Here is an 11,922-nt window from a genome sequence, read left to right as displayed (position 1 = left end):
TGAGTGGGGCGGCTGTTGACGCAATGTCATCAGGCCATTCAGGTGTGTCCGGAAGCGTCCTGGGTGCATACGCTGCGCAACCGCTCAACACCGCAACCAGCGTGACAAGCGCGAGTCGGGCGGGTGCAAAGACGCTGCCACGTCGCCCACCAGTTGCGGGAATCCCGCTTTGCAACCTACTATCGTAAGCACCGTGGGTCACGATGGATATCCGACGCAAAAAACGCTTCGGATACTAATCCACGAGACTTAGATTTGACTTAGCACGCTGCTTTTGGCCTTGGTGAGACGCATGAGAATTCTCCTTGTAGAAGATGATGAAATGATTGGCGATGCAATCGTCCAGGCATTGAAGGATGCGGCTTATGCGGTTGACTGGGTGTGCGACGGTGAGTCAGCGACGGGCGCATTGCTGGGTCGGGAGCACGATGTGATACTGCTGGACCTGAATCTGCCGAAGCGCGATGGAATAGATTTGCTTCGCGAGATAAGAACGGGAGGCAGCAAGCCTCCGGTAATTATTCTGACGGCGCGCGACAGCGTTGAGGACAGAATCATCGGGCTGGACGCTGGTGCAGACGATTACCTTGTGAAGCCCTTCGAAATCGGCGAGCTACTCGCGCGCCTTCGGGCAGTGAGCCGACGACTCGGCAACCACGGCGATACCAGGATGACGAGCGGAAGCCTCACGCTGGACTCTGCTACGCATATCGCGGTGTACGAAAGCACCGAATGCCGGCTGACGAGTCGTGAGTTCGCCCTGTTGAGCGCGCTATTGATGAGGCCGGGAACCGTTCTGTCGCGAAGCGAGCTGGAACGGAAACTTTATGCATGGCAGGAGCAGGTTGAAAGCAATGCAGTCGAAGTCGTGATTCACGGCATTCGGAAGAAGCTGGGTGCATCTGTCATTCGCAACGTACGGGGTGTGGGATGGTTGGTAGACAAGGAAGACAATCACGCTCTCTGACGCTGCAATTGTCAGCGTGGATTGGTTGTGTGATTGTTGGGGTAGGGGTTCTCGCTTGCGGTTTCTCGTTCGCGTTTGCGTATCAGGAAGCCCGAGAGCTTCAGGACGGGCAACTGAAGGAAATCGCTGCGTTGATTGATAGTCGCGCGTTGGCATTCACCGGGCCTCGCGCGTCGGTTGAGAGTTCCCCGGATGCTGACGTCAAGGTGGTCATCGACAGGCTGAGTGATGTAACGACGGGCGTTGTACCGGCCGCCGGACTTGTGATTCCCGCGGCGATGGATGACGGGTTTCATGACTTGAATGGCAACGGGCAGAGCTGGCGCGTCAACATCCGTACGCTTCGCAGCGGCGAGCGCATCGCCGTGGCAGAACCCTCCGCGTTACGTGACGAAATTGCGCAGGACGGCGCAATGAGAACGCTCGTGCCGATGCTTCTCCTGTTGCCGGGCTTATTCGTCGTCATCGTGGTGATTGTCAGAACGAAGCTGGCGCCTCTCACGCGTCTTGCGAGCGTTGTGGACCGACAGACTGATACGTCGCTCGAGCCCCTGCCTGAAGACGGTATAACAAACGAAGTATTGCCTTTTGTCCGGTCGATTAACCGTCTGATTACGCGGCTGAGGGAGGCCATCAGTCATCAACGCCGGTTTGTCGCGAGTGCCGCCCACGAATTGCGCTCGCCGCTGGCAGCGTTGTCGCTGCAGGCAGGAAATCTCGGGGCAACCATTACGTCGCCCGAGGCCCGTGAGCGGTTGATGGCGTTCCAGGCAGGGCTGCGCCGTACTCAGAGGCTGGTGGAGCAACTGCTCGCATTGGCGAGGTCTGAACAAGGAACACTGGAGCAGCCGGCTGCGATATCGCTGCGAGCCATGGCAACCGAGGTCATCAACGCCACGATTGGCCTTGCTCGCGAGAAGGATATCGACCTGGGGTTCGAGCACTTCGACGAACTTGATGCCGTTGTCGACGTGTCGTCAGTCACGGTGGTGCTGAGAAACCTGGTCGACAACGCCGTTCGATATACGCCAGCGGGCGGAAAGGTTGACGTGTCCGTCGTTCAGGCGGGGGGCGAGGTGATGTTTGAAGTTGCCGACTCGGGTCCCGGTATACCAGACGCGGAACTCGAGCGTGTGCTGGAACCGTTCTACCGGCTGGACCATTCCATTGCATCGGGAAGTGGACTCGGTCTTTCCATCGTTTCGGAAATTGCGCGACGGACAGGTGGGCGTCTCATGCTCGAAAACGTCGAAGGCGGATTTCGTGCGCGTTACTTTCAACCGTTACGCCAGAACCGCTGACAGCGCTCGATGGAGCACGCGTACGACGCCCGAAATCTCCGCCGTGCTCGTCAAGGTGGGAACAATTTTCGAGTCGGTCCGGTCACTGCCGCATGCGGAAGTCAAACGCGTGTTCAGCAGGCTGGGCGGTTTGTATCCCGATTGCATGTACACCTTCGATCTCATCGAGAAAACGCGCTACGTCGAACCGCACGACGCCGCTACCGCAAACTGGAACGTGCGCGTCATTCCGAGGCGTGGTTGAAATGTCACCAGCGCGAGACCACCGCGCGACAACACTTCCGGTCCGAAACGATGTCATTTTGGACAACCAACGCTAACATGAAGAGCGATATAGCCTTCGCAGCTTATCCGCGAGCAAGCAGCTAAGAGCCATTCCCTGGTCTCGTTCACCGACATTCGCCCGGACCATCGCTCAGACATTCAAACGTCGCTTCCAGCCACGAAGCGGCCTTCAGTTCGCGATGTCGAACTTTGCTTGATCGGCCAAAGCTGACGTTAACCAGTGACTCATTCAGCGGCCGTTGTGCGTCGCTTCGCCACCAACCGACGTCAAGTTCGGGCGCATGTCAGAGATGACCGTCCGACATAGGCAGCGAACGCCCCTCAACAGACGCTGAGGCTGGTGGGAAGCAAACATCCGTTGGGTAGTGCGGATTCAACCCGCCGATCGAACCGTGCCAAGTATGCTCTTCGGTTTTCGATACGCCCCGGTCGCCAAGCTTATTTGATTGCTTTACGCCAAAAGAGCAAGTATGCGGATGCGCAGGATACGGCGAGCAAAATTGCCCACATCGGGGCCAAACTGATCAGAACAGCGCTGACGGGTAACATTTGGATTCCTAAGGCAAACGAATAACGATTTTGGACAGGATCTGCTTCACCCGGAATGGACGATCGGACCAAACATTGTGGTTCCGAGTAGCGATGAGTTAATGCTACATCGCTACCTGGTGGTGAATCCGTGGCTTCCTGTCGCACCGTCATTGATTCACGTCAAAGGTTGAGTCACGGCCGAATTTGAAGGCCCCCGGTAGATGTTTTTGGACTTGATGCACTGTGCAAAACGCGAATAACCGTGCAGAAACAGACCCTGGATAACTCTGATCAGATGGCCGTTTGGCGTTGTGAGGCTGTCTCATCGGGCCGATCAGCGGCCATACGGTCTGGCCTCAGAGCCGCACTGGAGACGTTCCAAACACATCCCGTTCAACATAAATGCATACCCCCGTACCCTATCCATGGTAACATAGCCCCCTACCGTATTCTGGGGATTAGCCGTGAGCCATACGATTCGCGAAAAACAGAAGCTGCTCAACCGGGTTCGCCGCATTAAGGGACAAGTCGAAGCCATTGAGCGTGCACTTGAAGAAGAGCGCGGCTGCATGGATGTGCTTCAACTAATCACCAGTAGCCGTGGTGCGATGAACGGGTTGCTTGCCGTGGTTCTCGAAGACCACATCCGGACGCATCTTGTCGACGCGGAGCCAGACGACGAACATGGCAGCGGCACCGAGCTGCTGATTGAGGTAGTCCACAGCTACTTCAAGTAAGAGGGAACTATGAGCAACTTTGAAAATTCCGCTTTTGGAGCGGGGCACGACCACATCTTTCTGGGCGCGGCCCATGAAGACAATGAGCGCAGAACCTGGATGGTGATTGCGCTTTGCAGCGCGATGATGGTGGCTGAAATTGTGGGCGGGAGTCTTTTTGGCTCGCTGGCGCTCGTCGCCGACGGTCTGCACATGTCGACGCACGCCGGCGCGATGCTCATCGCCGCATTGGCGTACACCTACGCGCGTAGGCACGCGGCCGACAACCGCTTCGTATTCGGCACCGGCAAGCTGGGCGACCTCGCGGGCTTTACCAGCGCCATCGTGCTCGCGATGATCGCGCTACTGATCGCGTACGAAGCCGTATCACGCTTTCTCTCGCCCGTGCCCATCCACTTCGGCCAGGCGATCCCTATCGCCGTGCTTGGACTGCTGGTCAATCTGGCGAGCGTCTGGCTGCTCAGCGGCAACCACCACGGCCACAGTCACGGGCATAGCCACGGTCACGGTCACAGCCGTGACGACGAACACGGTCACGAGGACGAGGTGCATCGCATCTTCGGCAGCGCGGGCGTATTTGCCTTGTCGGTCTTCGAAGACGGCGTACCGCCTGTCTTCCGCATCACACCCGAAACGGGTTCCTCGAAACTAAACGCCAACGCTGTTTCAGTTACGACGATCCGCTCCGACGGGACGCACCAGACCTTCACGTTTGCCTATCGCGGTGACTATCTGGAGTCGAAGGACGACATTCCTGAGCCGCACGCATTCAGGGCCGTTGTCCGTCTGCCCGAAGGTGACCATCAAGTCGAGTTCGAGGAACATGAGCACGATCACGACGACGCACAGGCGGCCGCGAACCGTGACCACAACATCCGTTCTGCCTACATTCACGTCATTGCCGACGCGGCGGTTTCCGTGCTGGCGATCATCGGCCTCTTGCTGGCGCGTGCGTTTGGGTGGGTCTGGATGGACCCGCTTGCGGGTGTAATCGGTGCACTTGTGATTGCAAACTGGTCGTGGGGCTTGATGCGAGATACGGGCGGCATTCTGCTCGACATGAATCCCGACAAGCGCATGGCCGAGAACGTCCGCCATGTCATCGAAGACAACGGCGACACCGTGCTCGACCTCCATGTCTGGCGCGTCGGTCCGGGGCACATGAGCGCGATCGTATCGGTGGCCACTGGTGAAGCGCAGCGCAACCCGGGCTTCTATCGCGCGGCACTCAAGCGTTTCAAGGGACTGTCGCGCGTGACGGTCGAAGTGAATCCGACGCCCGCCGCCTGACCGATGGCAGTCAAATCGCCTTGCATCGATGTATGCGCGCTCGATGGCAATTCCGGACTTTGCATCGGCTGCTTTCGGACACGAGACGAAATCCGAGGCTGGAAGACGATGACGGGCCACCGGCATCATCAGATTCTTAACGAGAAGTCCCGGCGACAGGCAAAGGTAGCACGTGAGGCGCAGATCGCTAAGGTGGAAAGCTGACGGAGTATCCGTGCTGTTCGGCACCGTTCGGAATGGCCGCCACCATATTGCGGCCGTTTGAGCGGGGAACTTGTCAGCGGCGGAAACGGGTCCGAACTGAGCCGGACGCAGGCCGAGCAACGGAGGCTCGTTTCGACCATCCAGCATCGGACCGGGTTCGGCCAGTTTCAGCCACCCAGAGAAGTTTTCTGGCCGTCCGGGTTTGGGCGGAGATGAGACGGCCGCCGTAACGTTTTGCGTTCAACTCGTCGCGCGGCCGCACACGCGAATGTGCGCGAGTTTGCGGTCAGTTGGTTTGGGCAGCGCGTTGCTCGGCCAGAGCGAAAATCTTCATGCCAACAAGCATGGCGATGACGAACAGCATCGCTTTAAAATCGCCGCTGCCGGCGCTCACGAGGGCGGGTCCCGGGCAGAATCCGGCCAGCCCCCAGCCGGCACCGAACATTGCGCTGCCAGCAAGCAGGCGGCGGTCGATGCGCGTCGCGGTCGGCAGCGACATGGGCGCGTTGAACAGGCTCTGCTTGAGCCTGCGTGCAATCGCGAAGCCGACACTGCCGACTGCGATCGCGCCGGCCATGACGAACGCCAGTGACGGGTCCCAGTTGCCGGCGATATCGAGAAAACCCAGCACCTTCGCCGGGTTGGCCATGCCGGAAACGATCAGTCCCGTGGCGAATAGCAGACCGGCCAGCAGCGCGTTGAGAATGAGCATATCAAAGCCCCAGCAGATGGCGGGTAGCGAAAACGGTGAAAAAGCCCACTGCCATGAACGTCGCGGTGGCGGCAAGCGAGCGGACCGAACCGCGTGAGAGACCACATACGCCGTGACCGCTGGTGCAACCGGATGCGTAGCGGGTGCCGATGCCGACGACCAGGCCGGCTACAACGAGCACAGGTGGCGATGACGCGACAGTAATAGCGGGTAGTGCAGTGAAGAGCCTGAACATCCATGGCGCGGCAAAGAGTCCAAGCACGAATGCGGCGCGCCACGCAAGATCGCTGGATGTTGTGTCGAGCAGACCGCCAAGAATCCCGCTGATGCCGGCAATACGACCGTTCCCGAGCACAAGCAGCGTTGCCGCGAGACCGATCAGCAAACCGCCAGCGAGCGAGGGAAGTGGCGTGAAGTGGGCGAGGTCGATGCTCATTTCAAGCGTCCTTTGACTTTGCCGCAATAGAGGTTCGACAAAGTCTTCATGATGCTTAAGACTTCGACGCTGGCGAGACTGTAGTACATGTACTTTCCCTCGCGCCGCGCACTGACGAGGCCTTCTTCGCGCAGCACGCCAAGATGTTGCGAAAGGCTCGGTTGATGAAGACCGACCGCCGCTTCCAGTTCTCCAACGTTATGTTCGCCTTCGATCAACTGGCACAACAGCAGCAGACGGTCCTCCTGCGCCATGGCTTTGAGAAGAGTGCAGCATTGCGTCGCGGATTGCCGCAGCGCGTCGAGCGCGGCGGGAGACAACGGTGTGCTCATTGATCGGCGTCCTTCTACCTGATAGTCATGTTGACACTCATTATATGGAAATATATATTGTTTTTCAATATATTGACCGGAGCGTGCGATGAAGCCACTGGTAGAAGCGTTCTTTGACCGGACCACCTGTACAGTTACCTATGTCGTTCACGCAGGCGATGGCTCAGCGTGTGCCGTGATCGATTCGGTGCTTGACTACGACCCGAAGGCCGGCCGCACCTCGACTCAATCGGCCGACAAGGTTGTCAAATTTGTGCTGGCGCGCGGGCTGCGTGTTGAATGGCTGCTGGAAACGCATGCCCACGCGGGCCATCTGTCGGCCGCGCAATATCTGAAGACACGATTGGGAGGAAGGATTGCCATCGGGGAGAGCATTCGCGCAGTGCAAGGTGTATTCAAGCGCGTCTTTAACCTGAGTGCGCACGTGCCGGCCGACGGTCAGCAGTTCGATCATCTGTTTGCTGCCGGCGAGACGTTCCAGATCGGCGAGCTGAGTGCGCGTGCAATACATGCACCAGGGCATACGCCAGCTGACGTGGCGTACCAGATCGGAGACGCGGTTTTTGTCGGCGACACGATGTTCATGCCGGACGTAGGTAGCGCACGGTGCGATTTTCCGGGTGGTGACGCGCATACGCTTTATCGCTCAGCACGCAAACTGCTGTCGCTACCTGAAGAGACGCGGCTTTATATGTGTCACGACTACCCGCCGCAGTCGCGTCAACCACAATGGCAAACCACAGTGGCTGAACAGCGAAAGCGCAATATCCATCTACATGACGGCAATTCGGAAGATGCGTTCGTCGCGATGCGTACAGCACGCGACCGGACCCTTGATATGCCTGCGCTCATTCTTCCGGCTGTCCAGGTCAACATTCGTGCAGGCTCATTGCCTGAACCGGAAGACAACGGCACGCGTTATCTGAAAATTCCACTCGGTGTGTTGTAGAGCGGTATTTACGCAAAACGGTGCCAATTTCCTGACCGTTCAATAGAACATTGCCGAGCGGCGATTGAAGCCTGAACGGCACGTATCTGACCAATCCTGTGGAAATTCGAGAAGGCCAATGCCTTGTCGGGCGCCATCGTGGCGCGGCTCATGGGACCGGACGTTGACCCCTACGAAGGGGGCGCGCCACGCCGGGGGATCGTTGATGTTGAGCGACTTCGGGAAATTCTTGGCCTGCCCGGGAAAGTGCTGCACAGCGCGCTGATAGAGGGAACGGAGCGGCAACGCTACAGCGACGCCTTTCGCTTCTGTCGTCACTGTCTGACGCTGGGCAATCACAGTGTCGTGCATCAGCTTGAAAGCCTGAGCCAGTGTCCCGCCCGTCACGGCATTCTGGAGTCGCGATGTCGACGCTGCGGGCATGAGACGCCGCATCGCTTAAGTGTTCGACTGCTTGAAGCGCGGTACCGTTGTGCCAACTGTCTTGCGCCATACGCGCGTTATTGCTGGACGCCATACAATGCGCTGCCGATGAAACCGGAGCATCGCAAGGCATTCACACGTCGCTATCTTGAGCGTTGTCGCGGCCAGTGACGCTGGCAAAGCGAGCAAACGGCTCCCGTTTCGCCTCACCTCTGCTCCGCAAGTGTGGGGAGCGCATAGGGAGAATCGAGGGTGTCCAGGGATTGACGCCTTCGCAGCGCGAGCGCCGTGACAGGTCCTAAATCGCTCACGCTAGATGCCTGATTTTGCGGCGTTTTTCGTAGCCGCCCCCGTTGCGTGCACTCGAAGTGACGCTATTAATTCGTCGGCCTTGAACAATCCGCGAAAGCTTATGCGGTAAGGCTCCGAGGCCGAAATGGCATTGTGGGATTTGCAGAGACCTGGCATATTGATGCCTAAATCCTGCAAATTCTGACGAGGTGCGGATGGGTCCGAAGACGCCTGTGACAGAGGGAGATTTCTTCCGGCAGCCGCTGCGCGAGCAGATCAATCTGAGACATCCGCTGGTGCGGCTGGCTGACCTGATCAACTGGAATCGGCTGGGCATGGCGATGAGCGAGAGCTTCGTGTCGCGCAAGGGACGCCCGGCAACATCACCCAGGCTAGTCGCCGGTCTGCTGTATCTGCAGCACGCATTTGACCTGTCCGACGAAGAAGTCGTCTGGCAATGGGTTGAGAACCCGTATTGGCAGGTGTTCACCGGCGAGACGTATTTGCAGACCGAACCGCCGATCGATCCGTCGAGCCTGACGCGCTGGCGCAAGCGGCTGGGCGAGGCTGGTGTTGAAGAGTTGCTGGCCGAAACGATCGACGCAGCCAAACGGGCCGGCGTGATCAAGGCCGCGAGCGTCAAGCGCGTGATCGTTGACACAACTGTCATGCAGAAAGCGGTTGCCCATCCGACCGATTCGCGGTTGCTTGAGCGGTGTCGCGAACATCTGGTAAAGGCTGCAGCACGGCACGGCCTGAAACTGAGGCAGAACTACAACCGCGAGGCGCCGCACCTGGCGCGTCAGATAGGCCGCTATGCCCATGCCAAGCAGTACAAACGCATGAAGAAAGTGTTGCGCACACTGCGCTCGCGTGTGGGTCGGGTGATGCGTGACGTCGAGCGGCAGATTGATGCGGTCTCCGAGGGCAGTCGCGGGGTCCTGCAGGAACTGATTGATCGCACAAAGCGGATCCTGTCGCAAAAGACAAAGGACAAAACCAAGCTTTACGCTCTGCATGCGCCGGAGGTAGAGTGCCTGGCCAAGGGCAAGGCGCGCACGCCCTACGAGTTCGGCGTGAAGGTGTCGATTACGACGACGCACAGGGAGGGCCTGGTCGTTGGCATGCGCTCGATGCCAGGCAATCCATACGACGGCCACACACTTGCAGAAGCGCTCGAACAGGCGGCGATCCTGAGCGACGTCACGCCAGAAATCGCCGTCGTGGATCGTGGATACAAGGGCGTAGACATCGAAGGTGTGAAGATCTACCACCCGGGGTTGAGGCGAGGCATCACGCGGGGATTACGAGCGATGATCAGACGGCGCAGCGCGATTGAGCCAGCGATCGGCCACATGAAGACAGATGGCAAACTCGATCGGAACTGGCTGAAGGGAGTGCTCGGTGACGCGATGCACGCGGTGTTATGCGGCGCCGGTCACAACCTACGAATGATCCTCAGGAAGCTGAAGGTTTTTTACGCCCTCATTCTTGCTGCTTCGCTTACCACTCTCGTCCGAATCATGCCCGGCGCATGACCCCACCGCCGGGCAAACGCATTATTCAGGGGCGACTAATTCGTAAACGGTGATAATCATTGAAAGGCCTCCTGGCCGCCCAAAGAAGGGGCGGCCAGGGTCTACAGTTGAGATGCCAAGCTCAACCGACCCGTTCAGGAGGCTGAAATGAAGTATAGCGGCATCGATCTGCACTCGAACAACGCCGTAGTCGCCGTGATCGACGATCAGGACCGGGTGCTTTACTGCAAGCGACTGGCTAACGACCTGTCATCAATCATCGCGGTCCTCGCGCCATTCCACGAGGACCTGCAAGGGGTCGTGGTGGAATCAACCTATAACTGGTACTGGCTCGTCGATGGCCTGATGGCCGCCGGCTTTGCCGTGCATCTCGCAAATACCTCTGCCATCAAACAGTACGAGGGCCTGAAGTATGCCGGCGACGAACGCGATGCCGTGTTTCTCGCGCACATCTTCCGCCTTGGGCTATTGCCAGAAGGGTACATCTACCCATCAGAGGAGCGAGGCTTGCGTGATCTCGCCCGCAAGCGCATGCAGCTCGTGCAGCAAAGCACGCTCAACACGCTCAGTATCGAGAACATCCTGGCCCGACAGTTGAACCTGCGACTCAACGCACAACAGGTTCGCCACCTCGATAGTACCGCCGTGAACGCACTTTGTTTGCCGCCGCATACCGAGTGTGCGTTGATGGCGAACCTCACGGTCCTGCGCACGCTGCAGGCCCAGATCCACGCAATCGAAACCGTTCTACATCGCACTGTCAAACTGCGGCCCGAGTTCGCGATCCTCAAGACCGCGCCAGGCATCGGTGACACCCTTGCGACTACCATCATGCTGGAAACGGGCACAATTTCCCGCTTCGCCAGTGTTGGCCACTTCAGCTCCTACTGCCGGTGCGTCGAGAGCAAGCGGATCTCGAACGGCAAGAAGAAGGGTGAAGGCAACGCAAAGAACGGCAACAAGTATCTCTCGTGGGCTTTCATCGAGGCTGCCGCCATCGCAATGCGCAGCTGTCCGCAGGCCAAACGCTTCTATGAGCGCAAAAGAGCCCGGCGCATGCCTGTCTTGGCCATGAAGGCGCTCGCGCACAAGCTCGCGCGTGCCGCGTTCTACATGCTACGTGACGGCAAACCCTTTGAGGTCAAGAAATGTTTCGGTTAGATCCGGCAGGAGATCGTGAGCCCGGTAAATTTGTTGGCGTAAACCCGAGCAAGTGATTGGGCCACGCACTCCTGCCACCTTCCGTTGACGAATGCTGGGACGCCCAGACCATGAGCCGAAATAAGGTTGGCGCTGCTGACGCGGTATGCCGAACTTGGTGAATACTCCCGTGGACACCGGTCTGGTACCGATGGTTTTCTGGGGCTCTGCATGAGCCAGGGGCGAACGCCAACGTACCGGCCCTCGCCTTGATCCCGATGGATGACTGGTGCAGACCAGCGCTGCAACCAGATGATAGAAAAATCGGATGCGCACTCATGCGCTTCAACGTGAAGACGTGGTTGAAATTGCTTCACATAAGCAGGGACAGGCCTGAGAGGCGCGTGTTTGTCTCTTGACCTTGGGGCGGCAGCCAACACTGCTCAAGTCCGGGCCGTTGGTAACAAATGTCAGGCAGCAACGGCTCAATATAAATTCGCAATCCTTATCTAGGTGGTGTAGCCGAAATCACTCCGATTAAAGGACTGGGCGCGTTCTAGATAAGGGGTTGACGCAGTCATAGCGGCTGATCAACATCGAGCACCCAGTTCTTGATTGGCAGTTCGGATTCTGGTCTGATGCGGGGAACTTGTTCAATTGCGCGAGGGAGAGTAGGCGCGCCGTGGCATAGTTTCCTGCGCTTTGGCGCGGCGCCACTTGTCGATGCGGAGGCAACGTAATGAGTCGTCACACCTGCTTCCTTGGGCAACTGACGTGAGCCGTGGT

General features: G+C 58.5%; 13 protein-coding genes. 10 read left to right on the top strand and 3 right to left on the bottom strand.

Annotated features, from left to right (window positions below; all coding sequences use genetic code 11):
- The first annotated feature begins 292 nt into the window (after positions 1-292).
- From H1204_RS40430 to H1204_RS40405, 6 genes are all read left to right on the top strand, one after another.
- Positions 293-967, top strand: coding sequence for a response regulator (locus tag H1204_RS40430; RefSeq protein WP_180735749.1), 675 nt, complete (start codon positions 293-295; stop codon positions 965-967).
- A gap of 8 nt (positions 968-975) precedes the next feature.
- The gene (locus tag H1204_RS40425; RefSeq protein ID WP_243469056.1) at positions 976-2,268 is read left to right on the top strand and encodes an ATP-binding protein; all 1,293 of its coding nucleotides are present in this window, start codon (positions 976-978) and stop codon (positions 2,266-2,268) included.
- Positions 2,231-2,512: a hypothetical protein gene (locus tag H1204_RS40420; protein ID WP_180735747.1), complete on the top strand. Its 282-nt coding sequence runs from the start codon at positions 2,231-2,233 to the stop codon at positions 2,510-2,512. The genes H1204_RS40425 and H1204_RS40420 overlap by 38 nt, the downstream gene beginning before the upstream one ends.
- A gap of 1,036 nt (positions 2,513-3,548) precedes the next feature.
- Positions 3,549-3,821, top strand: a complete 273-nt coding sequence (locus tag H1204_RS40415; RefSeq protein ID WP_180735746.1) for a metal/formaldehyde-sensitive transcriptional repressor — start codon at positions 3,549-3,551, stop codon at positions 3,819-3,821.
- Positions 3,822-3,830: 9 nt separating this feature from the next.
- Complete coding sequence (dmeF, locus tag H1204_RS40410; RefSeq protein WP_180735745.1) at positions 3,831-5,111, top strand: CDF family Co(II)/Ni(II) efflux transporter DmeF; 1,281 nt, start codon at positions 3,831-3,833, stop codon at positions 5,109-5,111.
- 3 nt (positions 5,112-5,114) lie between these two features.
- Complete coding sequence (locus H1204_RS40405) at positions 5,115-5,315, top strand: DUF1289 domain-containing protein (RefSeq protein WP_180735744.1); 201 nt, start codon at positions 5,115-5,117, stop codon at positions 5,313-5,315.
- A 286-nt stretch (positions 5,316-5,601) separates the two neighbouring features.
- Here the strand turns inward: H1204_RS40405 and H1204_RS40400 are convergent, their stop codons facing one another.
- From H1204_RS40400 to H1204_RS40390, 3 genes are read right to left on the bottom strand one after another with little or no spacing between them, the layout of a single operon-like run.
- Positions 5,602-6,027, bottom strand: a complete 426-nt coding sequence (locus H1204_RS40400; RefSeq protein WP_180735743.1) for a YeeE/YedE family protein — start codon at positions 6,025-6,027, stop codon at positions 5,602-5,604.
- Position 6,028: 1 nt separating this feature from the next.
- Positions 6,029-6,463: a YeeE/YedE family protein gene (locus H1204_RS40395; RefSeq protein WP_180735742.1), complete on the bottom strand. Its 435-nt coding sequence runs from the start codon at positions 6,461-6,463 to the stop codon at positions 6,029-6,031.
- Positions 6,460-6,795 carry a metalloregulator ArsR/SmtB family transcription factor gene (locus H1204_RS40390; protein ID WP_180735741.1) on the bottom strand — a complete coding sequence of 112 codons (336 nt, stop codon included), beginning with the start codon at positions 6,793-6,795 and terminating at the stop codon, positions 6,460-6,462. The genes H1204_RS40395 and H1204_RS40390 overlap by 4 nt, the downstream gene beginning before the upstream one ends.
- A gap of 88 nt (positions 6,796-6,883) precedes the next feature.
- Here H1204_RS40390 and H1204_RS40385 point away from each other — a divergent pair, with 88 nt between their 5' ends.
- The 4 genes from H1204_RS40385 to H1204_RS40370 all read left to right on the top strand — a co-directional run bounded on the left by H1204_RS40385 (position 6,884) and on the right by H1204_RS40370 (position 11,157).
- Positions 6,884-7,744, top strand: a complete 861-nt coding sequence (locus H1204_RS40385; protein WP_180735740.1) for an MBL fold metallo-hydrolase — start codon at positions 6,884-6,886, stop codon at positions 7,742-7,744.
- Positions 7,745-7,867: 123 nt separating this feature from the next.
- Positions 7,868-8,338, top strand: a complete 471-nt coding sequence (locus H1204_RS40380; protein ID WP_243469055.1) for a hypothetical protein — start codon at positions 7,868-7,870, stop codon at positions 8,336-8,338.
- A 335-nt stretch (positions 8,339-8,673) separates the two neighbouring features.
- Positions 8,674-9,996, top strand: coding sequence for an IS5 family transposase (locus H1204_RS40375; RefSeq protein ID WP_180728470.1), 1,323 nt, complete (start codon positions 8,674-8,676; stop codon positions 9,994-9,996).
- Between the two features lie 147 nt (positions 9,997-10,143).
- Positions 10,144-11,157 (top strand): IS110 family transposase, encoded by a 1,014-nt coding sequence (locus tag H1204_RS40370; RefSeq protein WP_180735739.1) that lies wholly within the window; start codon positions 10,144-10,146, stop codon positions 11,155-11,157.
- Positions 11,158-11,922 lie beyond the last annotated feature (765 nt).

The sequence above is a fragment of the Paraburkholderia sp. PGU19 genome (genome assembly GCF_013426915.1).
Lineage (GTDB): Bacteria > Pseudomonadota > Gammaproteobacteria > Burkholderiales > Burkholderiaceae > Paraburkholderia.
The sequence above is the reverse complement of the archived record's forward strand: the minus strand, read 5'-3'. Positions and strand labels throughout refer to the sequence as shown.

What these genes read in the sequence shown, in the direction of transcription:
- H1204_RS40430 (WP_180735749.1), top strand. Translation starts at nt 293, where the DNA reads ATGAGAATTCTCCTTGTAGAAGATGATGAAATGATTGGCGATGCAATC.
- dmeF (WP_180735745.1), top strand. Translation starts at nt 3,831, where the DNA reads ATGAGCAACTTTGAAAATTCCGCTTTTGGAGCGGGGCACGACCACATC.
- H1204_RS40405 (WP_180735744.1), top strand. Translation starts at nt 5,115, where the DNA reads ATGGCAGTCAAATCGCCTTGCATCGATGTATGCGCGCTCGATGGCAAT.
- H1204_RS40400 (WP_180735743.1), bottom strand. Translation starts at nt 6,027, where the DNA reads ATGCTCATTCTCAACGCGCTGCTGGCCGGTCTGCTATTCGCCACGGGA.
- H1204_RS40395 (WP_180735742.1), bottom strand. Translation starts at nt 6,463, where the DNA reads ATGAGCATCGACCTCGCCCACTTCACGCCACTTCCCTCGCTCGCTGGC.
- H1204_RS40390 (WP_180735741.1), bottom strand. Translation starts at nt 6,795, where the DNA reads ATGAGCACACCGTTGTCTCCCGCCGCGCTCGACGCGCTGCGGCAATCC.
- H1204_RS40385 (WP_180735740.1), top strand. Translation starts at nt 6,884, where the DNA reads ATGAAGCCACTGGTAGAAGCGTTCTTTGACCGGACCACCTGTACAGTT.
- H1204_RS40375 (WP_180728470.1), top strand. Translation starts at nt 8,674, where the DNA reads ATGGGTCCGAAGACGCCTGTGACAGAGGGAGATTTCTTCCGGCAGCCG.
- H1204_RS40370 (WP_180735739.1), top strand. Translation starts at nt 10,144, where the DNA reads ATGAAGTATAGCGGCATCGATCTGCACTCGAACAACGCCGTAGTCGCC.